Genomic DNA, 22,988 nt, shown 5'->3' with positions numbered 1-22,988 from the left:
TAATCTATAATTAGAGTCGAATTCTATACTTTAATAGAAAAAACACATGAGAAAAGACATCTGTGATGAAAAGGGCGGTGTAGAACAATGAAAAAACTTTTACCCTTTGCAATTATTTTGACATTTTTAATTAGTTTTGTGTTTGTAGATAATGAAGCTGCAAACGCTGGGGGTACATCTGTTATTCAATTAGTAGCTAAAGACACAGCAATTTATCAAGAACCTTCCGTAGAAAGTACCGAAATCGGTCAAATAACGAAAGGTAGTTATGTAACAGCTACACCTGTAAGTGAGAAATGGACTCGAATTAAAGTCCAACAGCTAGAGGGATATGTTGAGACGGCAGCATTAGTAAGCACTACACCTGAAATTTATTTAGTGACACAAAAAGGCGGAACATCTTTATTTACATATCCTAGTCCAAATGCACAAAAAACGGGACTGCTTAATGAAAACAATATTATCTTTGTATATGGATCAGCACCTGGAGGTTGGTCATTTGTTCAAGATGGTCATCAAACAGGCTATGTTGCAACAAATTCTTTAAAGAAACCTGTTGCGACAACAAAACGAGTAAATGCTGCTAATGGTGCTGTGCTTCGTTTAACTGCTAGCCCAAATGGCGAGATTCTTGGTACGATTGCTAATAAAACAGTCGTTCAACAGTACACAACGCTAGTTGGCTGGGCCTATATAGAAGCTGGTGAACAAAAGGGCTATGTGAAAGCTTCTGAGTTGGCGAATATCCAAATATCTGGTAATGAAATATATAATAAAGGTGTGCCAGTAGCGAAAGGGGAAAAGAAGCGTGTAGCTTTAACGTTCGATGATGGGCCAGATGCAAAAGTTACCCCACAAATTTTAGCGACTTTAAGTAAATATAATGCAAAAGCAACATTTTTTATGGTTGGGACAAACGCCTCTAAAAACTCAGCAATCGTAAAGAAAGTTTATGAGGCTGGTCATGAAATAGGTAATCATACATGGAACCATCCAAAGTTAACAGGCTTATCGACAGCAAATGTTAAACAAGAGGTTGATCGAACTAGCAATGCTATTTATGCATCCATCGGTCAAAATCCAACAGTTTTCCGTCCACCATATGGTGCAGTGAATGATAAAGTTCGTTCTGTCATTACAATGCCTTCTATTCTATGGTCAATTGATACATTAGATTGGAAGCATCGCAATGCTGATAAAATATTAGCATCTGTGAAAGCATCAGTGAAAGATGGCAGCATTATTTTAATGCATGATATTCATCAAACGACAGCAAATGGTTTGGAAAATGTAATTCTTTACTTGCAAAAGCAAGGGTATGAATTTGTAACTGTTAGTGAAATATTACAATAACCTATAGGTAATAAAATAAGGCCGTGTAACTGTCTAATAAAGACAATTGCACGGCCTTATTGATTATTTAAATAGATTAATAGTCGTAATAATAATTGGAATACCGAATACGTCGATTAAAAACGCTCCTACGATTGGTACGACAAGAAATGCTTTTTTCGATGGACCGAAGCGTTGGACAACCGCTGACATATTAGCCATCGCATTTGGCGTTGCCCCTAAGCCGTGTCCGGCAAAACCGGCAACCATAACTGCAGCATCGTAGTTTTTACCAAGAATCTTAAATAATACAAAGATACTAAATACGACAATGAAGAATACTTGCGCGAAAACAATAATGAATAATGGAAGTGCTAAATCAGCAATTTCCCATAATTTAATACTCATTAGTGCCATAGAAAGGAAGATCCCTAATGTTACATCGCCGATTAAAGAAATGCTTTTCATGTTAATCGCTTCAGGGTTTATTTTATCCATAATATTGCGCACTAGTACAGCTACAAACATTGCACCAACATAGCCAGGTAGTACGAAGCCAGTAGCTTCTGAGAATAACGTTCCAACATATGTACCTACTGCCATACAGAACGTGATGAATAATACTTGTGTAAAGAATGAATCAGATGTAATTTGTTCATTTTTATTTTCAAAATCAACTTCTTCAGTTTCTTGTTCATCTGGCGTTAAATTGTATTTACCAACTAAGTACTTTACAATAGGACCACCGATTAAGCCACCAGCAACTAAACCACATGTAGCTGCCGCCGCACCGATTGTCATGGCGGAAGAAATACCTAAGTCTTCTAATGTTTGTCCAAATGCTGCGGCGGCACCATGACCGCCTTCCATAGAAACAGCGCCAGCCATCATGCCGATTAATGGATGAATCCCCATTAGTGATGCAAGTGACACACCAATAACATTTTGCATTAAAGCTAAGAAACCACAAGCTAACCAATAAATAACTAATAATTTTCCACCAAGCTTCACTAGTTTAAAGCTTGCCCCTAAACCAATTGTTGTGAAAAAAGTAATCATAAATAAGCTTTGTAACGACGTATCAAGCGAAATTTCTATGACGTCTGTTGTCTTTAGAATAGTTGCTAATGCGGCGAATAGTAAGCCACCAACAACAGGCGCTGGTATACAAAACCTTTTTAAAAAACCGATTTTATTGATGAGCCAGCTGCCCAATGCGAATAGGGCAACCGCTAGAAATACTGTTGTAATTTGATTAAATTCGATCATTAACCTTGCCCCCTAAGTAAGTTATTAAGTGCTTCATAAACAAAATAAGCACCTAATTTAACTGTGTGTCCGTTTTCATCCAATGAAGGATTTACCTCACAAATATCAAAAGAATGTGTATTTGGGTGCGAAGTTACTGTTTGAAGTATTGTGCGCACAATTTTTGGATCTAGTCCAAACGGTGATGGAGCGCTAACTCCTGGTGCAAATGCAGCGTTTAGCACATCCATACATAACGTTAAAAGGATATAATCATGATTATCCATAAATTGCTGAAGATCATTTAAAGTTTGCGCCATATTTTCTGGTGTCAGGTTATCTTCTAACACATAATTTACATTCAACTCATTGGCTTTATTAAATAGCTCTTTTGTATTACCGTAACGTTGTATGCCTAGAACATAGTAATCGGCATTTGGATCCTGCTCTAAAATCTGACGGAACATTGTGCCAGACGATGGTTGTTCATCATATGGTCGTAAATCGAAATGAGCGTCGATATTGACGATTCCAATTTCTGCATATTTAGGTAACGCTGAGCGAACGCCTAAGTAATGTCCATATAGTGTTTCGTGTCCACCTCCAAGCACGACACATTGTATTTTTTTATTTAGCAATGTTTTGACAATTTCACCGAGCTCACGCTGTGCTTCTTCTAATGCGTGATTTAGACAAATAACGTTGCCGACATCTATAATTTGCTGTTCATCATCAAATGTCCAAGGTAGGCTAGATAATGCCTCACGCAGAGCATTAGGTGCACTTGCTGCGCCTATGCGTCCTTGATTACGACGTACACCTTCATCACAAATAAAGCCAACAATTCCGGCATGGTGATTATCTGAGGCACTGATATCATTAATAGGAATTCTTTTTACTTTTTGATGTAAACGAAAACTACTCGTATTAGTAGTTGAATCTATACGACCTTTCCATTGTTTTTGATCTGTCATTGTATACATATCAGTATCAACTCCGTTTCCAATATTATTGTGGTAAAAATATTGTTATGAATAAATTATATATTCGCATAATTATAATATCTAATATATAATTATTATTAATCTATAGCTTTAAACTATAAATGGGGAGAGATATTGTTGTGGATATTAAACAATTGCAATATTTTATAGCAGTTGCGGGGCAAATGAATTTCTCGAAGGCTGCTGAAAAACTGCATATTTCTCAGCCTTCTCTAAGTAATGCTATAAAAAAATTAGAGCAAGAAATTGGTTCACCGTTGCTTGAAAGGAATACGAGAAATCTTCAATTAACAGAAGCAGGTGAGCTTTTATATGAACGAGCAAAAGTTATATTGAAAAACATGGAAGTTTTAAAAATAGAAATGGATGAGGTCATCGTACGTGGCACGAGCGAAATAACGATCGGCATTATGGAGTCGATTAAGCATTGGCTCCCAAAAGTCATTACAGAGTATAAAAAAGAGTATCCCCAAATGATGATTCATCTAGTAGATATTTTAGGAAGTAAGCGTGTCGAAAAATCGCTAAAAAGCTATAAAACACATTTAATTATTACAAATCAAATCATGGAAGATGAGGATCTCGAAGTTAAATGTTTGTATGAAGAGCGACTTGTAGCCGTTTTACCATTAAATCACCCTTTAGCAGAGAAGGAAAGATTGACGATCGCCGATTTAAGTGAGGAGCCATTTATTATAAGTACAGAGGGCTTTCAAACGAGACAAGATATTTTAGATGCATTCGCAAGGGCTAACAAAAACATTAATATACAATTTGAAATTGAACGTTTTGAAACAGCTGTATCTCTCGTTCGCGAAAATTTAGGGATTACCATTCTACCTGAAAATTATTTAAAAGGTCCTACAGCTAAAACGATTGTACAAAAAGAAATTGATTGTCCTAATTTACGACGAAATGTGTATGTAGTGTATTTAAAAAACCGTCATCTACCATTGGCCATTCGTCAATTGCTTACTGATATTATGACAGTAGGCAAAATGCTTTAAAATGAGAAAGACTAATATAATTGGGAGAGTAACTTCTTTGAATGAGAAGTTACTCTTTTTTATCTACACTTACTGATTTTAAAACGAAGCTATTACAATTTAATTATACATATTATGGCAAAATAGTTTTTTGCTTGTATTTTATTATCGTAATGTGATGATTTATTTGCTTGAAATATTGCCTCGAGTATGAATTTTCTCTATAATTCAAATTTTTGATTAATAGCCATTGATTTACAATAAATATAACGGTAACATTTAATGTAGGAATAAAAATGAATATTCATTCATTTGTCATTTTGAGTTCAAACAAAGGGGGCTTTTTTATGAACTTTTCTTATAGCGAAAAAGTAGTAGAACTGCAAGAGAAGCTGACAAATTTTATGGAGCAATACATTTATCCGAACGAGGCAGTGTTTGCTGCACAGGTAGAGGCAATGGAGGATCGTTGGGGAGCGATTCCACCAATTATGGAAGAATTAAAGCAAAAAGCAAAAGAAGCGGGCTTATGGAATTTATTTTTACCAGATAGCGAATATGGAGCAGGTTTGACGAATTTAGAATATGCACCTTTATGTGAAATAATGGGACGTTCTTTACTTGCACCAGAAGTGTTTAATTGTAATGCACCCGATACGGGAAATATGGAGGTACTTGTGCGTTACGGCTCAGAACAGCAGAAAAAACAATGGCTAGAGCCGTTATTACGTGGGGAAATACGTTCCAGCTTTGCAATGACTGAGCCAGCAGTTGCCTCTAGTGATGCAACAAATATCGAGGCAAGCATTGAACGTGATGGCGATTATTATATTTTAAATGGACATAAGTGGTGGACAACAGGAGCTGGGGATCCACGCTGTAAAATCGCCATTTTTATGGGGAAACATAAAGATACTACAGCGCCTATCCATGAGCAACAATCGATGATCTTAGTGCCGATGGATACTCCTGGAGTAAAAATTGAGCGTATGCTTACTGCATTTGGCTATGATCACGCACCAGAAGGACACGGTGAGGTGACGTTTACGAACGTTCGAGTGCCTGTTGAAAATATATTGTGGGGAGAAGGAAAAGGCTTTGCGATTGCACAAGGTCGTTTAGGGCCAGGTCGTATCCATCACTGTATGCGTCTTATTGGAGCTGCTGAACGTGCATTAGAGGAAATGTGTGTGCGTGTAAGTGAGCGACACGCTTTCCATCGAGCGCTCGCAGACCAAGGTGTGATGCGCGAGCGTATTGCGGAGTCCCGTATTGATATTGAGCAGGCAAGGCTCTTAACGTTAAAGGCTGCGTATATGATGGACACAGTAGGGAATAAAGAGGCGAAAGCAGAAATTGCTATGATTAAAGTAGTGGCTCCAAATATGGCATTAAGAGTGATTGACCGAGCGATTCAAGCATTCGGTGCTGCTGGAGTAGGACCTGATACGACGCTTGCTGCACAATGGGCAAATTCCCGTACATTACGATTAGCAGATGGACCGGATGAAGTGCATCGTAACACAGTTGCTAAGATGGAGCTAAAGAAGCATGCCAAAAAACAAGAGGAGCTGGTTAAATGACGGTACTAGATTTATTTAGCTTAAAAGGGAAAACGGCCATCGTAACGGGTGGAGGACGTGGTCTTGGAGCTCAAATCGCACAAGGCTTTGCCGAAGCAGGTGCGAACGTTGTACTTTGCTCAAGAAAGGTTGAGGCATGCGAAGAGGTAGCGGCAGAATTAGCTGATTTAGGTGTACAAACTTTAGCTCTTGCCTGTGATGTAACAAAGCCAGAAGATATAGCGAATGTAGTGTCAGAAACGCTGGAAACATTCGGTCAAATTGATATTTTAGTCAATAACAGCGGGGCGTCTTGGGGTACTCCTGCCGTTGAAATGCCATATGAAGCTTGGCAAAAAGTCTTCGATGTTAACGTCAATGGTACATTTTTAATGAGCCAAGCTGTTGGCAAAATAATGCTAGAACAAAAGAGTGGAAAAATCATCAATATCGCTTCAGTTGCAGGGCTTGGTGGTACACTACCTGAATTCATGGATACAATTGGTTATAACGCTAGTAAAGGTGCGGTCATTACGCTTACAAAAGATTTAGCTGTAAAATGGGGACCATATGGCGTTAATGTAAATGCGATTGCCCCAGGATTTTTCCCAACAAAAATGTCAAAGGTTTTAATTGAGCGCGGACAAGATTATTTACTGGGCGTGACGCCGTTAAAACGATTAGGAACAGAAAATGACCTTAAAGGTGTTACATTATTTTTAGCCGCGGCTGCCTCAGACTATATTACGGGAGATGTTTTAGTTGTGGATGGCGGTATGAGCTCAATCATTTAAGGGAGGGGTACAATGGATACGATACAAGTAAGGGCGAGTGAACGTATAGATGAAGTGAAATTACACTCATTTTTAAAGAGTCAATTTCCGGAATTACCAGAGGAGAAACTAGAAATTTCACAGTTTAGTGCTGGACATTCAAATTTGACTTATTGCCTAAAAGTAGGCGAATTTGAAGTGGTTCTTCGACGGCCTCCACATGGACCAGTCGCCAAAAAAGCGCATGATATGAAACGTGAGTTTACGATTATATCGGCATTACATCCATTTTTATCTGCAGTACCTAAACCGTATGTGTACGTTGACGATCGAGATATAATCGGCAGTGATTTTTTTCTAATGGAACGCAAAAAGGGTATCGTACTAGATACTCATTTCCCATCCGGCACTGATAATACGGAGGAATTAGGACGTCTCGTTTCGGAAAAGATGGTTGATTCACTTGTAGCTCTTCATGCAATACCATATAAGGAAACTCAATTAAAAGATATGGTGAAGCCGGAAGGATTTATGGAACGGCAAGTACAAGGGTGGATTGAGCGCTATGACAAATCGAAAACGGCAGATTATGCTGAAGTAGCAGCCTTGACTAATTGGTTAGAGGACCATGTACCCTCTAATGGTGAAGCTACTATTATTCATTATGATTACAAGCTTAATAACGCTATGTTTTCCGGCGATTACTCTGAAATGATTGGTCTTTTTGATTTGGAAATGACAACTGTAGGGGACCCATTAGCAGATTTAGGGGTAGCTATGAGCTATTGGATGCATGCAGATGATCCAAAAATGCTGCTATACGCATTTGGAGAACCACCAATAACGACTTTACCAGGGTTTTACACACGTCAGGAATTCATAAACCGCTATGCTGAGAAAAGCGGACGTGATGTTTCGACAATCGATTATTATATTACATTTGCCTACTTTAAATTAGCTGTAATTTGTCAGCAAATCTATTATCGATACGTCAACGGTCAAACAAAAGACGATCGTTTTGCACAAATGGATAAAATGGTAGCTGCTCTAATTCATCAGGCATGCAAAGCACTATAGGTATAAAAAAACGGTTGCTTGTCAGAGCAGCCGTTTTTTTATTGTCAAAAAAACAGATTATCCGACATTAGTTTTCATATTATTAAGATGTATTCTCGCACCCAATTTATTTTTATAACAAAATATTCCCGTGATGAAAATCAAGGGAGTGCGAATATACGTTCTTATTTTATCATATTTCACTAATTAAACAAGCATTTTGGCTAAAAAGGGGAAGATATATGTAGTTACAATAATTATTTATTGTTTTACGATAAATAATTATTGACTTGGGATGAATGGCAAGATAATATGTCATTAGCAAGTTATGAAACAAAGAGAATTTTCAAAATGGTTAAAATTGATAATTGTTTGTGCTTTATTTGGTTTATTATTCTGTATTTATGCAGCGCCACAAACAGGTAAGAAAGTTTTACTAGATACACAGAAGAACTACAAGCGCTGTATAAACCATTTATTTGGATATCGGGGATTCCGTTTTTTATAGAATTAGCTTTAGGATGGAAAATATGTACGGATATTGGCTCCAATCAAGATTTTACGGTCGCGAACGCAGATAGATTAAAAATAATAAGCGTGTTAGCCGTGATTGAAGGTGTTTTATATGTAGCTGCGGTATTTTATATTTTTTCGGTTTGGAGCTATCACACGAATGTCCTAGATTTTAAAATGCTTTCTTAAAGCGGGATAATGATCTAACAATTTGGGGTGTGTAAACGATGGTTATCCTAGTAAATCTCGATGTCATGCTAGCCAAAAGAAAAATGGTGTGTTACAGAATTATTAGAAAAACTAGGCAATACAATGGCGAATGTTTCTATCTTGAAAAATGAAAGGCAAAAGCCGCTAAATTTTCTACATTAGAAAAAATATGCGAAGTTTTAGACTATTAACTAGGTGACATTTTGGAATATAGAGAAAATGAGGATAATAAATTATAGGAGAAGAACGATGAAAAAATATATACTTGCAACTTTACCGATTTTAATAGGCGTTTTATGTTTATTTACGAAGGGAATTATCGGGGATAAAATACTGCCAGATGGAACACTCATAGAAAGAAACTTCTTTTTAATTCCTTTAAGTTATTTATTTTTCTTTAGCGGTATAATTTCATTATTATTTGTTACAATTATTTCTACCGATAAAAAAACAAATATTGTGAAGTAATATGAAAAGATCAGGTTACCAAATAGGAGCCTGATCTTTTCTGCGTTTATTTTGCTATTCCCACGTTTGATCAAGTTTATCACTGTAAAACTTTATAGCTTTACGATAGTCTTTTATACCTTCATCATTAGTAGTGTCAGCTACTGTATTTAATAAAATTTCCATTGCTTTTGAATGTTCCTTGAGATTATAGAGAGTCATAGCATAGAATACCTTTACATGTTCGGCATCTGGAAACTCACTAAAAGCTTGGTCAAAAATACGTTTTGCCTGTTCATATAGACCTAACGTACGATAAGTGCTTCCTAACCCTACATAAGCATCTAGTAAAATTTCTGGTTTGAGTCCTAGCTGAATCGCTTTTTCATAGTGGGGGATAGCATCATTTTCCTTTCCTAATGAATCATATGTCCATGCACATTGAAATTGGTAATATCCATTTTCAGGCTCTTCTTTAACTAGTGCTACCATTAATTGATTTGCTTCTTCCAATCGACCATTCTCCCGCAAGGTTATGATGTGTTGTAATCGTTTATCCATATTCTTCCTCCTTATAACTTCTGTATTTTTCTTTTTCTAATCTATAAACATTTTATATTTACCATTATAAGAATACTAGAAATATATGTAAGTTTATAATTTATTATTGTATACTTGGAAGTTAAGTGACTCATCACCAAAAATTGTTATGACATTTATTAAGACATATAACTTGTATATATGCTGATTGGAGTAGAGGCTGGGCGACTCCTCGGTGTTCAGCGATATAGAGGGAGCGAAGGCTAAAAACTTCACGTCCTGTGATAACGCCTTCGTGACCAACATCGTGTTGGTACGAGCCCTACAGCGAAGCAGCAGCGGCAAATGTTTTCTGTAGCGGAAGCAACTAATGTTTTAACTGTGCGAAAGCGAAGCGACAGCTACAAAGCGCCCAGACGGAACAGAAATCAACCACACGTTATGGTGATGAGCCAAATAAGTACTTATTTTAAAAATACCACTTTATGCCAAAATATTACATATGAAATAATAATGAGAGGTGAGGTAGGATGCTGGAGCGTTCTATGGAGAAAACACGGGAACGTAAAATAGAAGGGGAGTGATAAAAGGAAGAGCATTAAATGATAGCTCTTCGATATAAAGAGAAAAGAGGACGATTATAATGAATAATGATCAAAGCATTTTAAATGAAGGAAATGAATTAAAATATTGTGTGAAGGGACAAGGTAAGCCGATAGTGGTAGTGGGTAGCAGTGTATATTATCCACGCTTGTTCTCGGAAAATTTATATAAACATTTTCAATTTATCTTTTTAGATCATAGAGGCTTTGTTAAGCCATCACGTACTTTAAAGAAAGAAGATTATACTTTAGATAAAATTATCGAGGATATCGAAGCAGCAAGACAATTATTAAAGCTTGAGGATTTTATCATTTTAGGACATTCTGGACATGCATTTATGGCCTTGGCGTATGCTGAAAAATATTCTCAATATGTTCAGAAGGTCATATTATTAAATTCAGCACCGACAAACAGTCAAGAGAGACAGCAGCAAAGTTTTTCGTTTTTTAATGAGACGGCCAGTGCTGAACGAACAAAGCAATTCGAGCATGATATTGCTTTCTTAGAGAATGATATTCACAATGATCCAGAGAGACGATTTGTGCATATGTGTATTCGTATGGGAGCGCATAGCTTTTATGACTATACGTTCGATGCTGCTTATATGTGGGATGGTGTCTATACAAATATGGATGTTATTGATTATCTTTGGGGTGTAGCTTTTGCTGAACGAAATCTAATCCAATCTATGGCTCATTTAGATAAACCTATTTTTGTAGGGTTAGGAAGATATGATTATTTAGTCGCTCCTGTTTCACTCTGGGATATAATTGACGATTCATTTGAACATGTGAAGAAGCTTATTTTTGAAAAAAGCGGACATAACCCTATGTTTGAAGAACCGGATATTTTTGATAAAGAATTAATCAATTGGATTAAAGAATAGATGATGCCCCATTCCTCATATTAGTTTGTAATAAAGATTGATCATTTATAATATGGTTCATTAATATTAACCCAAAATATAAAATCGCTAGAGACTTAATATAATTCTCTAGCGATTTTCCATGTAACTTCGAAGCGTGAATTTAATTGCCGACGTATCCAAAAAAGTAGCGATTATGATCCCCGCTATATATCGAATCAAATCCTCTACAAGAAAGCCTTTGCCAAGTATCAAAGCCCCGAGCGTAGTCCCACGAATCTGATTAATCCAATCTTCCTGATATAACTGGCTAAATTCAATGCCGAAGCTAAACAAAAAACTAAGCAAAATAGCTGTGAGCGCCCTTTTACGCACTAGTAACAATCGAAATCCGAAATAGACCATCATAGCCCATAGTATGTCCCCTGCATTCTGCGCTACAAATGATGGGAGTAGGGTACTCCAATTTCTTGAAGCTAAGCCGAGTAAAATGGTGATAGCAGTAGCTATCAAATAAGTTATTCGCATTTTACCGTATTGTAAATTGATAGGTTTATGCCCATTAGTCAATAGAATCACTCTTTTTCGCGTATTGATGTAGTATTCATTAATTTTCATTATATCTCAAAAATGGTGTCAGCAAGAATTATATGTTTATAAGCCTTTGAGGAAATGATCGATTTGTACTATAAGGTGAAACTAGGTAAAGGCTTTCTTGCAATGAGAAGGGAGAATAAGTCAAAAAAGCATCTTTAAAGATTAATTTGATATTATAGATTTACCCAAATTATGTTATTGTTAATTTAATTAACTTAAGGAGGATAAGATGAATATATATTGTAAAAGCGCATTACATCAAATTAAATTCGCTATAACGACAATAGTTGAGATGATAGAAAAGTTAGCAGAACATGACTTGCAAAAAAGACCTACATCTAGCAAGTACTCCATAGGAGAGCTGTTAGAACATATTGCTATTATTTGTGTAGCTGATTCACTTATTTCAGACGGGGCATCTCAAGACAAGATGAAAAAATTTTATTTAAGTGTTTCATATAAGAGTTTAAATGAGATGAAAGATGCATTGATAAAAAATTATCAATTATTAGAAGATAAATATATGAATTATACAGAAGTCGAGCTTCATGAGAAAACGACTTCTTATTGGGGTGTAACATACTCACGATATGAATGGTTATTAGAGATCCTAGCTCACGTTTATCATCACAGAGGGCAATTAAACTCTATGCTTGTTCATTGTTATGGGATAGAACCAAAAGTTCCATTGTTTGAATAGAAATGAACTACTTAACAAACGGGGGCCTTTTATGTAGGAACGTTCTTTTATATTCTATATAGTATAAGAAATTCATTCAAAATTGTTTCTAGTACAGTGAATTAAAGTAAGACATCCTATTAGTTGAAGCATTTAAAGAGCATACTTTTCCTTTAAATACCTAATTAATCATAGTAAGAAATCCAATCAGCTATAAGTCATCGTTGATTTGTAATATTAAAATTCAGCTAAGCCATCATTACTATCACAATAACCAGAAATATCTAAAGATCATTTCATAAAATCAATCACCTTAAAAACAAACGTTTTTAACCATAGAAAATATTTCATCTTGTTCCCTCAAAGCATACATATTTGGTCCATATTTTTGATTGATGTACAATTTTTTAAAATCACCACCATGAGAAGCAGAGATACTAGACGTTTGCCTAACCTGTTCATCACCTAGCAAACCCCATTCTCCGCACTAAATGTTACAAAACCATTATCTTTGAAAAAACAGCTTTTCTTTATTGAATGAACCTTGCAGGATAGTTAAAGAACATTTAGGGTACTTTACTTTTAAAAAGGAGTAATCTAAATGAAAAAACTTTTCTTAATTAGTTTGTATATGTTTTTATTTTCGTTCAGTCTTTCCATGTTATTAGGAAATACTGTTTATTCACAAAATATACCTTCAGATAAAATTGAATATTTATTTCCTGCAAATAAGGAAAAAGTTATTGATGAAACTGTAGATGAATTTTACCAGGCATTAAGAGATCTAAAGTATCCTGTACATCAGGAACTTTATCGAAGACATAAGCAGGAGCATCGACAGTTGGACACGGTTCTTTTTAAAGAAATGCCTGATGCATCTGTAAACATTAGAAAAAAGTTATTGTTTAATGAGGTAGAGCGATTAAATTATATAACTTTTGATGGAAATATACTTCGGCTCTACCCTGATGTAGATATTAACTTCCATCAGACCGTTAGCCCGAATAGGCAGGTTTATTTCTTTTTTTCTTTTAAAGACACAGAAAACGAATTTAGAGGTAAATATGCAATTTATGATGTTGAAACAAAAGAAACGGTAGCAGGCGGATACACTTATATGCCAAAGCTCCAATTTACAAATAATACTTATGATAAATAAGGATAATTTAAGTAAAATGGAAAAAGGTTGGATACATCTGGTTCATTAACGTGGTGCGATTGTTCAATTAGAGCGATCGCTTCTTGTGCTAATGAAGCAGTTTAGTTGATCTAGAAAGAGTAGAGAGTTAATAAATATGGTGGTCAGCTTTTTATTGTGAGTATGTGAAAAATTGAGCCGAAATTTAAGACTTAAACACACAAGCTTTATGAACCTCACCCAATTATTTATCTACGATGTATTCTTCTTTAAGCAAACCGTATATTTCTAAATCTACAACACCTTTACCAGACCACACTTTAGCTTGTCTCAAAAGTCCTTCTTTTAGAAAACCATTTTTCTGGAGAACCTTTTTAGATGCTTCATTTAACGGCATTACTTCGGCCTGTATTCGATTTATATTAACTTCCTCAAATAAAAATTTGACAAGTATGTTAACCGCATCGGATGCAAGACCTTTACCCCAATAGTTCTCTGCTAAATAGTAACCAATCGTCACCATATTCACTTTTTGATTAAATTCCATTGCTTCTATAATACCTACTAATTGATCGCTATGAGATTTTTGAAAAATGCCCCATTTAACTATGCTTTCCTTCTTGTAATCTCTATCAAAATGCCCAATCATTTTACTCACTGTTTGGATATTATGTTTAGGGATTATCCCGCAGTATTCAAATACTTTATCATTATCATAAATCGCAAATAGTTCCTGTAAATGTGCATCTTCTATTTTTTTTAGTACTAGCTTTTCGGAATTTAATAATGGGAACTCTAGAAACACTTTTTCTTTTTTCATAGTATTCTCTCCTTATTTTTAATTGAGCACAAAACCAGCTGTGAGGTTCTCCTTACCATTCTTCGTAGTAATTAAAAGAACTATTTGTTAAAATTAATGTAATTATGTATAATTTTACTATATTCTTTACGAAAGTGAGTGATTAATTATGAAAGTCAGCTCTATTTTTTCATCAAACATAAATAAGGTGTGGAAGAACTAAGAGTATAATAGATTCTTCTGCAAAAAAATCGGAGGAATTACTTTGTATAGTTATTACGGTCCATTATGTACAGAACTTTATGATATGACAAAACCAGTAGGATATTCTATTGGTGGGGATATTGAATATTATCTTGAACGACTAAAGGGAACTAAGGGAAAAGTGCTTGAAGCGGGGGTTGGTTCGGGACGCTTCTTAATTCCTTTACTTGAAAAGGGATATAATGTTGAGGGAATTGATTACTCACCTGAAATGTTAGATTTATGCAGAAAACGTTGTGAAGAAAGAGGATTCATGCCAAATCTATATGAAGGTAACTTGAGCAATTTTTCAATAGACTCAAAATATGAAGCGATTGTTATGCCTACAGGTTCTTTCTGCTTAATAGAGAATTCAAAAGATGCAATGGATGCATTAAAATGTATGTATAATCATTTGATACCTGGAGGACGCTTAATCGTAGACTTGCTTTTCCCTACAGACTGGCGAACAGGGGAAACATCTTCATCTTACTATGAAATTTCGAAAGAGGAAGGAATTGCATTAGAAAGAAAAGCCGTTGAAATGAACTGGATCGATCAATATACTTTAACCGTTTTGAAATATGAAAAATGGAGAAATGGTAAATTAATAGATTCAGAATTGCAAAGATTTTCGTTGCGATGGTACGGAATAGAAGAATTCCAGCACATATTAACAAGCTTAGGTTTTTCTGATATTACTTGTTCAGCTGAATATATTTATGACAAAAAGCCTTCAAAAGAGCATTCAATAATTACATTTGAAGCTGTTCGCAAATAAGTAAACCTGCTAGATTTTAGCTAAGAAAGAAGCTAAATATCTAGCAGGTTTTTAGATTCCTTTTTTTCTCATACCTTGTTCAATGTTACAGATTCCTGTGCCGTGGATCGCTTAATGTTAAATTCATTCCAAATCGAGTCCTTTTCTTCTAATAATTCCTTTCCCTTCCAAATGATATCGATAATTTTACCCTCATAAGCAATGGCTCGGCCAAATGCAAATGAAATAAAATAGTCATTCCAGGATTGGAAGATAGGGCTGGCAGCATCAGCAGCTCTCTCTATATAGCCCCATGCCTGTTCTTCGGTAATATAACCAACTATGTAGCTCCATCTTGCAATATTTACAGCACGGTCAAAATCCCATGCAGCAATGGTGTTCACCTGGTCAAAATCGGATTTTGTAAAGGAAAGCCTCTTCATCATACCCTCTTGGGCTGATTCATAGCATTCCTGCGATTTCCCCACTTCCTCCTCTGTAAAAGACTGGCCAGCTTTTAATGCGAGAAGCAGCTCATCAAACTTCGTACGATGCCCTTCCGATATCAGCCATTCCAGGGTTTGCACAGCCTCCTCTGTATTATTAACCTCCCAGGCAGCGGATAGGCCGTCCTTCAAAATTTCATGACTTTCCATCACCTGCAATACCCGGGGCGACTCAAGTCTGTAAAGTGCGAGGATGGCACCATAGGCAAGCATATGCTGTTTCTCCTTCGGTAAAGGGTTAACCTTCTCCATTTCTGCTCGCTGTTTTTTATTTTTTTTATTAAATCCATTGCCGACTATAATCAAACCCACGAAAATTAAAATCAAAATCCCTACAATAATAAGAAAAATCTTCAAACCATCACGTTCCTTTTCAAATTTTTATTTGGTGCAGTCTAATTCAAAATCACTCACTTTCGCTAGGAGATAGTAAAATTATACATTTACAGGTAACTATATACAATATGGCTATTTTATTACTTATCGCCAAGCGTAATGATAATATTTGTTGATTGGCGTAGAGGCATTTGCACGAGTGATTGAAAAGAATTTAAGGAATGGGACATACAGTATGAGTTGGCTCTTGAAGTTTCTAAATCACTTACTTTTTGAAAAGGAATATATAAAATTGAATCATGCCGACAAGCTAGTTGTGTATAATGGAAAATTGCTATGGGTAAATATGGGGAAGTTGATAGTTTTGAATTATAATCCATTTTTTTCTTGCTATATCTTTACTGTATAAAGGAAAAATATGATTGTCTACAATTCAATGAGGAAGAAGGGATTTCCATGCATGAAAATATGAACTATGGTAGCGACTTTAAATATATTCCTGCGACATCAATTTGGAGTGGTGATGGTGTAGAAGTTTTACCTGATTTATACCAACATACGATTCAAATTGTTAATATTGTACTCTACGGTGAACCTCATAAGGGAGAGTTCGTATTAATTGATGCAGGCATGCCAAAAAGTGCAAAGGAAATTATTTCGATAGCCGAAGAGAGATTTGGATCAAATAGTCGACCTAAAGCGCTAATTTTGACGCACGGTCACTTTGATCATGTTGGAGCGATAATTGATTTAATTGAACACTGGGGTATGCCAGTTTATGCACATTCTTTAGAATTACCTTATTTAACGGATATAAAAAACTACCCTAAACCTGATCCTAGTGTAAATGGTGGCCTACTAGCAAAAGTTTCATCCATTTTTCCGAATGAAGCGATTAACTTAGGAAACAGCGTTGAGGCACTTCCTTCTGATGGTAGTATTCCATTTATGGATGGTTTTCGTTGGATTCATACTCCGGGTCATACGCCAGGGCATATATCTTTATTTCGCGAAGAGGATCGAGCATTAATTGTTGGAGATGCTTTTGTTACGGTTAAACAAGAGTCGCTCTACAAAGTTTTGCTACAAAAAAAGGAAATTAGCGGGCCGCCGCGATACTTTACGACGGATTGGCAAGCAGCTTGGGATTCTGTAAAAAAATTAGAAGCTCTAAAACCTTCAGTTGCTATTACAGGCCATGGATTACCAATGAAGGGGGAAAAGCTTACTAGAAATTTGCATAAGTTAGCAACTGAATTCGAGCAGATTGCTATACCTAATCACAGCAAATTTCTGAATTAACATAGTGAAAGAGTCAAATGATGTAAGTATACCTTTGATGTCATGATTCCGTAAAATGCTTTTTGTTATATCCCCATAAAAAACTGCATCTCCAGTTGTTAGATGGTCTAACTTTTGGCGTACAATATACACTGTGTTTGTCTTATGAAGTTAAAGCTTCTGAACGCATTTATGTCGAGTCTTAATTGAAAATATAAAAAAACTGTAGCAAATAAATTTGCTACAGCATGAATTGGTACATGCCCCTTTGATGGCGCAATATCATATATTTTATCATAAAATAATTTATTATAGCGAATTTAGATTTTTCCAACATTAAAAAAGAATACTAAAGTCAATTGACAAAAAAGTCAAAAAACAGTATATTCAACTTATTCAACGTTGAATATAAAAAGGTGATTATTATGACAAGGCTATTAGTTCTTACAATGTTGGGGCTAAAACCAATGACTGGGTATGATATTAAAGTAATGCTTGAATTAAATGACGCAGAACGATGGGGTGGTGTGCTAATCGGCTCGATCTATAATGCTTTAAAGAAGCTTGAAAAAGATGGCTATATAGAGGTAGCTAGTATAGAATCCACGGGTCATAGACAAAAGGCAATTTACCAAATTACTGAAAAGGGCAGGGAGCATGAGCAAGAATTAATTATCGAGGCTCTTGAAAAATCTTCTGTAGTTTATCCAACAACTTTGTATTCTGGTGTATCCTTTGCATTTAAACTGCCAAAAGATAAAGCTGTGGAAGCATTAGAAAAGCAGAAAAAAATTTTAGAGCAAGAAGAGCAAGCTATCAATGCTGGCTATGAGGCGAAATTAATTGCTATGCAAGGAGAACTGCCAGCATTAACTCAACTAGCATTTGATAATATGCTAGAAATTGTGAAAGTGCAGTCAAAATTTGTGCATCAAGCTATTGATATTATGGAAAAAAATAACTCCCTTGAATAAGGGAGTTAAAAAATAGCTATATGTTCAACGTTGAATATACAACGATTATCAAAGAGGGAGAAAATATGAAAAAGTTAATTAGCGCTAGTCAATTAATGAAAAGTTATAAAACTAGATGTGTCGTTGATCATATAGATGTTGATATTAATGAGGGGGAGATTGTAGCTTTAGTGGGCACAAATGGTGCTGGTAAAACAACAACTATCGGTATGCTTCTTGGCATTATTCCTCAGGACAGTGGAACAATTAAATACTGGACATCTGATTACAAAAAGGAAATAGGTGCGCAGCTTCAAACAACACCTTTTTTCGAAGGCTATTCTGTAGAGGATAATCTGAAATTATTTGCTGCATTTTATGGGGTTTCGCTAACAAAAATGCTGATAGATGAAAAACTTGCAGCTTTTGATTTATTGCAGGTGAAAAAACTGCCTGCTATTAAACTGTCATTAGGACAGCAAAAGCGCTTGGCAATTATCGTGACAACTTTGCATAATCCTAAACTTGTGATTTTGGATGAACCTTCTGCAGGATTAGACCCAAGAGGACAACGAGAAATTCAACAAATCATTAAACGTTTAAAAGATAGTGGGGTTTCCGTCTTATTTTCTTCCCATGATATGTTGGAGGTAATGAATGTAGCTGACAGAGTATTGATGATGCATCATGGAAAAATATTTGCAAATGGCTCGCCTGATAGTTTAATGGAGCACTACCAAACTCAAAATTTAGAAGAATTATTTTTTGAATTAACAATGTGAGGAGTGAGAAAATGAAGGCAGTTTTCGTATTAAATTTGAAATCGAGTCTAAAAGATATGTATTTACTATTTTGGTCAATATTAATGCCATTTGCTGCGATAATTGCGCTAAGGTTATTTGTACCGAACTACGCAGAAAATTATGTAGAAGGAATCATTGCCGTGAGTGTATTTTTTTATTCATTTATGACCACTGCTTTTATAGCGTTATCGCAAAGAAAAAGAGGTGTATATAATTTACTTCACGCTACACCTATGCCTTTATGGAAATATATCATTAGTATTTCGAGTTCATGGGCAATAGTTGCCATTATTTTATCTTATATAGTACTTTTATTTTCTATCGTTATCAATCGTCTAGATGTATCTTTTAACATCATCTTATATATGACACCGATTATTTTAATAGCCTCATTAAGTTTTGTATTTTTAAACTTTTTTTTATCAAGTCTCGTGAAGAACGAGGGACATTTAAGTATGACTGCTAATGTACTGATGATACCAATGTTACTTTGTAGCAATGCATTTTTTACAATGGAAAAGTCGCCAAACTTTATACAATATATTAGTCTGATAAATCCATTTGAATGGTTTTTAAATGGGATTAAAGCTGCATTTATAAATAACTTTAGTACGTGGGGAGAATCTTTACTCCTTTTAATAGGATGCTTAGCATTGACACTTATTATTTCATTAAAAACATTCAAGTATAGTGACCAATAAATGTTCAAAGAAAAGTATAAATAAATGCAAAAGAAGGAATGACCAGAACTCAAGATGGAGTCTGGTCATTTTGTCGTTTGCTCCAATATGCATAACAGCTCGGTGGTGGAGTCCACTACAGGCAGGTTACTTCAATACGTTTTTTGCCTAATAGGGGGCTTTGTTAAAAGTCAACTTTATCTACAATTTTTTCTGTAGCATGTGATTTGTTATATTTCTGAAGGAATGTTTTGAGCTTCTCGTACGTAATTTGGGTATTCAAACTACCTAGTACTCCATCATAAACATGTTCAGCTTTCGGAAGATAATAGATCTCATGAGGAACATGATTCATGGAAAGTTCCTTGCCCAATATTTTAGCTTGTTCTGTTGGGACAAGACTGTCGCTCGTGCCTAAAAACATAATGGTAGGTGGTGTATGCTCTCCAATATAATTGATAGGAGAAAGCTTTTGATAACGATCAGGAAATTGTGAAGGTGTGCCCCTTATATACTCCTTCATAACATTTTGCACATAGCCTGGACTCGGGTTATTCTCATAAAATTTTGTCATATCTGACGGTCCATAAAAGTTTATCACAGTATTAATAGGTACTGATGGTACATTGGTGGACGGTGGTAAAGTTGAATCTCCCATACTATATGCAGCGAGCATAGCTAGATTTCCACCTGCTGAATCACCCATTAAGTTAATTTTTTTAAGATCAATTTTGTAAGTATCCGCATGCTCAACTACCCATCCAATTGCTGATTTCACATCAGCTACCTCGTCTTTCCATCCTGCTTGGGGAGGCATGCGATAGTCTATATCAAAAACAGTAAATCCTAATTCGCTTAACCATTGATTTAAATAAGGGGCATTCGCTTTACTGCCCTCAACCCATCCACCTCCATGTACTTTTATAACAGCTGGGGTAGTTGTGTTTTTCAATTTTTCATTAGCTGGCCACACATCAAGCTTTAACTCAAAGCCATCTGTAGTTTTTCCAAATATAATATCTTTTGTAAACTTTGATGATATTTCTTTTTTGTAAAAAAAGTGAGAGTAAAGTGAAACGTGAATATTTTCTTTTTTAGCATAGTTCTTCATTTCGATAATTGGCTCCACATTTAGAAATACATTTATTAGCAATAGCGAAATCAACATGAGTTGAGCGATTTTAGCTTTGTTCCATAAAGCAAGTATTAATAGCACTATGATAAAAAATGTTAATATTAATAAAAACCATGGCGTGTACAATGCGACCGATCCAAGGAAACCAATTACACTAAGGATATTAGTTGTATGAAAAATGGCATACGTTATCATGGCAGTAAGAAGTGTTAGCACTACAGAAATGCCTGTTAATAGCCACTGTAAAAAACCTTTAGGGCGCCAAAAGGTTAATTGTTTTTGTTTCATATTTCAAAATTCCTCCATAAAGAATATATTTTATCTCCGACAGCACACATCTTTCTATGAATCAAATACACATGGATAATTCTCTTTCTATATAATATATAGAATCAATTTTTTATTTGTAAAGTTAATCTACAGAAGAGGGCATACTCATTCGAGTCAATGTATGGGGACAATCTTTACTGTTTTTATTGGGCTGCCAAACTTTGACACCTACCATTTCATAATGACCAGAACTCGAAATTGAGTCTGGCCGTTTTAGACTGTAAACCAAATTTAGCATTTTGTGAGGACAAAATTGTAACATAGGCTTAAAAGGGATATAAAGGAAGAGCATGGAATAATTTACTAGAGACATTGGAGAGGGTGAGTAGATGTGTGAAAAGTTAATTAGAATAGGAACTACATATATGCCAGTCAGCAATGTAGAACGTTCATGTGAATGGTATGTAAGTAAAAGCAGGTATCCAAACACCCGCTAAAAGAAGTTAAAGCCTCCGGCGGATGTTACGGAATTGGAAAGGAGTTCTTTGTGTAAGCCCAAAGCCAATTCCGGACGCAATTATGCCGAGACATAATTGATTGATAGAGGAGTTAAAGTTGGAGGCATTGAAAATAGGGGCCATACGTGAAGAAATTTTGTTTTTTATGATGTAGACGGAAATAAGTTTGATGTGTGGAGTAAGCTGAGCCCTATTTTTAAAGAAAACTACAAGGAGGGAAAATATGAGTAAACCTATATTAAAAGGTGTAGAAGCAATATTTATTCCAATTAAGAACCCAGAACTATCTGCAAAATGGTATGAGGAGAAACTTGGGTTTTCACCTCTGTATTTAGAAGAAAGCGCTGCAGTAATGAAAATTGATGCAGAATCTCAAACTGTTGTTTGTTTAGTAAAAGCAAAAAATCATATACCACTAAATTTCCCAGATAATTATTTTGGGGTCGGGAAGTTCTTTAATTTTATTACGCAAGACATTGAAGAAACTTATCGATCATTAATTGAAAAGAATGTGAAAGTTAATGAAATAGATGGAGAAGGTGAGACGAAATTTTTTACCTTTTATGATTCAGACGGAAATCCACTGGGAGTTTGTCAATAAATTATATAGAAACACTATTGATAGAATAGTAAATTTATAGAGGGTCACCTATAATAATAAGTGACCCATGGTAACAAAGCTTGGGAGGTGTAAGACTAAACCATCTTACATTACTAAAATATGATAAGATGTTATTTTTGCATAGTTAATTGCCTGATGAATACTCAGAAAATATCGATAATACCCTTTGTAGGCATAAACGCTGCGGGATTTAACTGTTCAGATTCTATCACGATGCCAGTTAATCCTTTATCCGATTTTGTTTCATGCCATTCGTCCTTCTCCCAAAAAATTACGTCACCAGGCTGGACTTGAAAATATAGCTCTTGTTCATTTCTTACAAATCCTTCTCCTTCTATAATTAAAAGAAGCTGGGGAACTACTGCTTGATGATAGCCAATTACACCGTTTTCTTCTAAATACATACATCCGATACTAGCTGATGTTTCAGTGTTGATAATTCGAGACATAATAAAATTTGACTTAAATTGTGTTATATTTTTGCCGTTTTCTTTAGACAATTGATAAATTTTCATTTGCCTCCTCCAAA

Annotated in this window: 25 protein-coding genes and 1 pseudogene; 17 read left to right on the top strand and 9 right to left on the bottom strand. The window is 35.4% G+C overall.

Features of this window, described 5'->3' with window-relative positions; genetic code table 11:
• Window positions 1–87: 87 nt before the first annotated feature.
• Entirely contained in the window at window positions 88–1,353 is a 1,266-nt protein-coding gene (locus tag AC3WSO_RS13890; protein ID WP_492531546.1) for a polysaccharide deacetylase family protein, read from the top strand.
• 63 nt (window positions 1,354–1,416) lie between these two features.
• Here the strand turns inward: AC3WSO_RS13890 and gltS are convergent, their stop codons facing one another.
• Window positions 1,417–2,601, bottom strand: a complete 1,185-nt coding sequence (gene gltS / locus AC3WSO_RS13885) for a sodium/glutamate symporter (RefSeq protein ID WP_079561337.1) — start codon at window positions 2,599–2,601, stop codon at window positions 1,417–1,419.
• Window positions 2,601–3,563: a formimidoylglutamase gene (gene hutG, locus AC3WSO_RS13880; RefSeq protein ID WP_492531544.1), complete on the bottom strand. Its 963-nt coding sequence runs from the start codon at window positions 3,561–3,563 to the stop codon at window positions 2,601–2,603. Before hutG ends, gltS begins: the two co-directional genes overlap by 1 nt.
• Window positions 3,564–3,703: 140 nt before the next feature.
• On the opposite strand from hutG, the gene AC3WSO_RS13875 reads away from it, so the two are divergent.
• The 7 genes and pseudogenes from AC3WSO_RS13875 (at window position 3,704) to AC3WSO_RS13845 (ending at window position 9,152) form a co-directional block, all read left to right on the top strand.
• Window positions 3,704–4,591: a LysR family transcriptional regulator gene (locus AC3WSO_RS13875; protein ID WP_492531543.1), complete on the top strand. Its 888-nt coding sequence runs from the start codon at window positions 3,704–3,706 to the stop codon at window positions 4,589–4,591.
• 326 nt (window positions 4,592–4,917) lie between these two features.
• Window positions 4,918–6,153: an acyl-CoA dehydrogenase family protein gene (locus AC3WSO_RS13870; RefSeq protein ID WP_492531542.1), complete on the top strand. Its 1,236-nt coding sequence runs from the start codon at window positions 4,918–4,920 to the stop codon at window positions 6,151–6,153.
• Window positions 6,150–6,926 (top strand): SDR family oxidoreductase, encoded by a 777-nt coding sequence (locus AC3WSO_RS13865; RefSeq protein ID WP_492531540.1) that lies wholly within the window; start codon window positions 6,150–6,152, stop codon window positions 6,924–6,926. The genes AC3WSO_RS13870 and AC3WSO_RS13865 overlap by 4 nt, the downstream gene beginning before the upstream one ends.
• A 12-nt stretch (window positions 6,927–6,938) precedes the next feature.
• Complete coding sequence (locus AC3WSO_RS13860) at window positions 6,939–7,982, top strand: phosphotransferase family protein (RefSeq protein ID WP_492531538.1); 1,044 nt, start codon at window positions 6,939–6,941, stop codon at window positions 7,980–7,982.
• A 441-nt stretch (window positions 7,983–8,423) separates the two neighbouring features.
• Window positions 8,424–8,663 (top strand): DUF2975 domain-containing protein, encoded by a 240-nt coding sequence (locus AC3WSO_RS13855; RefSeq protein ID WP_492534361.1) that lies wholly within the window; start codon window positions 8,424–8,426, stop codon window positions 8,661–8,663.
• Between the two features lie 38 nt (window positions 8,664–8,701).
• Window positions 8,702–8,875 (top strand): annotated as a pseudogene (locus AC3WSO_RS13850) (helix-turn-helix domain-containing protein).
• A gap of 58 nt (window positions 8,876–8,933) precedes the next feature.
• A complete protein-coding gene (locus AC3WSO_RS13845) occupies window positions 8,934–9,152 on the top strand; it encodes a DUF3955 domain-containing protein (RefSeq protein ID WP_492531537.1) in 219 nt (72 codons plus the stop codon).
• Between the two features lie 54 nt (window positions 9,153–9,206).
• Here the strand turns inward: AC3WSO_RS13845 and AC3WSO_RS13840 are convergent, their stop codons facing one another.
• Complete coding sequence (locus AC3WSO_RS13840; RefSeq protein ID WP_492531535.1) at window positions 9,207–9,692, bottom strand: tetratricopeptide repeat protein; 486 nt, start codon at window positions 9,690–9,692, stop codon at window positions 9,207–9,209.
• Window positions 9,693–10,314: 622 nt separating this feature from the next.
• Here AC3WSO_RS13840 and AC3WSO_RS13835 point away from each other — a divergent pair.
• On the top strand, window positions 10,315–11,160 hold the full coding sequence (locus tag AC3WSO_RS13835) for an alpha/beta fold hydrolase (protein ID WP_492531534.1): 846 nt from the start codon (window positions 10,315–10,317) through the stop codon (window positions 11,158–11,160).
• 108 nt (window positions 11,161–11,268) lie between these two features.
• Here AC3WSO_RS13835 and AC3WSO_RS13830 read toward each other — a convergent pair whose 3' ends face one another.
• Window positions 11,269–11,718, bottom strand: coding sequence for a ribosomal maturation YjgA family protein (locus AC3WSO_RS13830; protein WP_492534360.1), 450 nt, complete (start codon window positions 11,716–11,718; stop codon window positions 11,269–11,271).
• A gap of 247 nt (window positions 11,719–11,965) precedes the next feature.
• On the opposite strand from AC3WSO_RS13830, the gene AC3WSO_RS13825 reads away from it, so the two are divergent.
• Window positions 11,966–12,436, top strand: a complete 471-nt coding sequence (locus tag AC3WSO_RS13825; protein WP_492531532.1) for a DinB family protein — start codon at window positions 11,966–11,968, stop codon at window positions 12,434–12,436.
• Between the two features lie 292 nt (window positions 12,437–12,728).
• On the opposite strand, the gene AC3WSO_RS13820 is transcribed toward AC3WSO_RS13825, so the two are convergent.
• On the bottom strand, window positions 12,729–12,887 hold the full coding sequence (locus AC3WSO_RS13820) for a hypothetical protein (RefSeq protein WP_492531530.1): 159 nt from the start codon (window positions 12,885–12,887) through the stop codon (window positions 12,729–12,731).
• A gap of 129 nt (window positions 12,888–13,016) precedes the next feature.
• Between AC3WSO_RS13820 and AC3WSO_RS13815 the strand changes: the two genes are divergently transcribed.
• On the top strand, window positions 13,017–13,574 hold the full coding sequence (locus AC3WSO_RS13815) for a hypothetical protein (RefSeq protein WP_492531529.1): 558 nt from the start codon (window positions 13,017–13,019) through the stop codon (window positions 13,572–13,574).
• A gap of 223 nt (window positions 13,575–13,797) precedes the next feature.
• Here the strand turns inward: AC3WSO_RS13815 and AC3WSO_RS13810 are convergent, their stop codons facing one another.
• Window positions 13,798–14,373, bottom strand: a complete 576-nt coding sequence (locus tag AC3WSO_RS13810; RefSeq protein WP_492531527.1) for a GNAT family N-acetyltransferase — start codon at window positions 14,371–14,373, stop codon at window positions 13,798–13,800.
• Window positions 14,374–14,617: 244 nt separating this feature from the next.
• Here AC3WSO_RS13810 and AC3WSO_RS13805 point away from each other — a divergent pair, with 244 nt between their 5' ends.
• Window positions 14,618–15,376, top strand: coding sequence for a class I SAM-dependent methyltransferase (locus AC3WSO_RS13805; protein WP_492531526.1), 759 nt, complete (start codon window positions 14,618–14,620; stop codon window positions 15,374–15,376).
• 68 nt (window positions 15,377–15,444) lie between these two features.
• On the opposite strand, the gene AC3WSO_RS13800 is transcribed toward AC3WSO_RS13805, so the two are convergent.
• A complete protein-coding gene (locus AC3WSO_RS13800; RefSeq protein WP_492531524.1) occupies window positions 15,445–16,218 on the bottom strand; it encodes a DUF1266 domain-containing protein in 774 nt (257 codons plus the stop codon).
• 435 nt (window positions 16,219–16,653) lie between these two features.
• On the opposite strand from AC3WSO_RS13800, the gene AC3WSO_RS13795 reads away from it, so the two are divergent.
• The 4 genes from AC3WSO_RS13795 (at window position 16,654) to AC3WSO_RS13780 (ending at window position 19,935) form a co-directional block, all read left to right on the top strand.
• Window positions 16,654–17,499 (top strand): MBL fold metallo-hydrolase, encoded by an 846-nt coding sequence (locus AC3WSO_RS13795; protein WP_492531522.1) that lies wholly within the window; start codon window positions 16,654–16,656, stop codon window positions 17,497–17,499.
• Between the two features lie 404 nt (window positions 17,500–17,903).
• Window positions 17,904–18,452 carry a PadR family transcriptional regulator gene (locus tag AC3WSO_RS13790; protein WP_492531520.1) on the top strand — a complete coding sequence of 183 codons (549 nt, stop codon included), beginning with the start codon at window positions 17,904–17,906 and terminating at the stop codon, window positions 18,450–18,452.
• 65 nt (window positions 18,453–18,517) lie between these two features.
• The gene (locus AC3WSO_RS13785) at window positions 18,518–19,213 is read left to right on the top strand and encodes an ABC transporter ATP-binding protein (protein ID WP_492531519.1); all 696 of its coding nucleotides are present in this window, start codon (window positions 18,518–18,520) and stop codon (window positions 19,211–19,213) included.
• Between the two features lie 11 nt (window positions 19,214–19,224).
• Window positions 19,225–19,935, top strand: coding sequence for an ABC transporter permease (locus AC3WSO_RS13780; RefSeq protein WP_492531518.1), 711 nt, complete (start codon window positions 19,225–19,227; stop codon window positions 19,933–19,935).
• A 163-nt stretch (window positions 19,936–20,098) separates the two neighbouring features.
• Here the strand turns inward: AC3WSO_RS13780 and AC3WSO_RS13775 are convergent, their stop codons facing one another.
• Window positions 20,099–21,337, bottom strand: a complete 1,239-nt coding sequence (locus tag AC3WSO_RS13775; protein WP_492531517.1) for an alpha/beta hydrolase fold domain-containing protein — start codon at window positions 21,335–21,337, stop codon at window positions 20,099–20,101.
• Window positions 21,338–22,060: 723 nt separating this feature from the next.
• Between AC3WSO_RS13775 and AC3WSO_RS13770 the strand changes: the two genes are divergently transcribed.
• Entirely contained in the window at window positions 22,061–22,438 is a 378-nt protein-coding gene (locus tag AC3WSO_RS13770) for a VOC family protein (RefSeq protein ID WP_492531515.1), read from the top strand.
• 164 nt (window positions 22,439–22,602) lie between these two features.
• Here AC3WSO_RS13770 and AC3WSO_RS13765 read toward each other — a convergent pair whose 3' ends face one another.
• The gene (locus AC3WSO_RS13765) at window positions 22,603–22,974 is read right to left on the bottom strand and encodes a cupin domain-containing protein (RefSeq protein WP_492531513.1); all 372 of its coding nucleotides are present in this window, start codon (window positions 22,972–22,974) and stop codon (window positions 22,603–22,605) included.
• Window positions 22,975–22,988: the final 14 nt, after the last annotated feature.

It is taken from the genome of Lysinibacillus sp. EB106-09-02-XG168 (assembly GCF_058791475.1).
Note: the sequence above shows the minus strand (reverse complement) of the source record. Positions and strands in the feature narration are given on the sequence as shown.

What these genes read in the sequence shown, in the direction of transcription:
- AC3WSO_RS13890 (WP_492531546.1), top strand. Translation starts at nt 88, where the DNA reads ATGAAAAAACTTTTACCCTTTGCAATTATTTTGACATTTTTAATTAGT.
- gltS (WP_079561337.1), bottom strand. Translation starts at nt 2,601, where the DNA reads ATGATCGAATTTAATCAAATTACAACAGTATTTCTAGCGGTTGCCCTA.
- hutG (WP_492531544.1), bottom strand. Translation starts at nt 3,563, where the DNA reads ATGTATACAATGACAGATCAAAAACAATGGAAAGGTCGTATAGATTCA.
- AC3WSO_RS13870 (WP_492531542.1), top strand. Translation starts at nt 4,918, where the DNA reads ATGAACTTTTCTTATAGCGAAAAAGTAGTAGAACTGCAAGAGAAGCTG.
- AC3WSO_RS13865 (WP_492531540.1), top strand. Translation starts at nt 6,150, where the DNA reads ATGACGGTACTAGATTTATTTAGCTTAAAAGGGAAAACGGCCATCGTA.
- AC3WSO_RS13860 (WP_492531538.1), top strand. Translation starts at nt 6,939, where the DNA reads ATGGATACGATACAAGTAAGGGCGAGTGAACGTATAGATGAAGTGAAA.
- AC3WSO_RS13845 (WP_492531537.1), top strand. Translation starts at nt 8,934, where the DNA reads ATGAAAAAATATATACTTGCAACTTTACCGATTTTAATAGGCGTTTTA.
- AC3WSO_RS13840 (WP_492531535.1), bottom strand. Translation starts at nt 9,692, where the DNA reads ATGGATAAACGATTACAACACATCATAACCTTGCGGGAGAATGGTCGA.
- AC3WSO_RS13835 (WP_492531534.1), top strand. Translation starts at nt 10,315, where the DNA reads ATGAATAATGATCAAAGCATTTTAAATGAAGGAAATGAATTAAAATAT.
- AC3WSO_RS13825 (WP_492531532.1), top strand. Translation starts at nt 11,966, where the DNA reads ATGAATATATATTGTAAAAGCGCATTACATCAAATTAAATTCGCTATA.
- AC3WSO_RS13815 (WP_492531529.1), top strand. Translation starts at nt 13,017, where the DNA reads ATGAAAAAACTTTTCTTAATTAGTTTGTATATGTTTTTATTTTCGTTC.
- AC3WSO_RS13810 (WP_492531527.1), bottom strand. Translation starts at nt 14,373, where the DNA reads ATGAAAAAAGAAAAAGTGTTTCTAGAGTTCCCATTATTAAATTCCGAA.
- AC3WSO_RS13795 (WP_492531522.1), top strand. Translation starts at nt 16,654, where the DNA reads ATGCATGAAAATATGAACTATGGTAGCGACTTTAAATATATTCCTGCG.
- AC3WSO_RS13790 (WP_492531520.1), top strand. Translation starts at nt 17,904, where the DNA reads ATGACAAGGCTATTAGTTCTTACAATGTTGGGGCTAAAACCAATGACT.
- AC3WSO_RS13785 (WP_492531519.1), top strand. Translation starts at nt 18,518, where the DNA reads ATGAAAAAGTTAATTAGCGCTAGTCAATTAATGAAAAGTTATAAAACT.
- AC3WSO_RS13780 (WP_492531518.1), top strand. Translation starts at nt 19,225, where the DNA reads ATGAAGGCAGTTTTCGTATTAAATTTGAAATCGAGTCTAAAAGATATG.
- AC3WSO_RS13775 (WP_492531517.1), bottom strand. Translation starts at nt 21,337, where the DNA reads ATGAAACAAAAACAATTAACCTTTTGGCGCCCTAAAGGTTTTTTACAG.
- AC3WSO_RS13770 (WP_492531515.1), top strand. Translation starts at nt 22,061, where the DNA reads ATGAGTAAACCTATATTAAAAGGTGTAGAAGCAATATTTATTCCAATT.
- AC3WSO_RS13765 (WP_492531513.1), bottom strand. Translation starts at nt 22,974, where the DNA reads ATGAAAATTTATCAATTGTCTAAAGAAAACGGCAAAAATATAACACAA.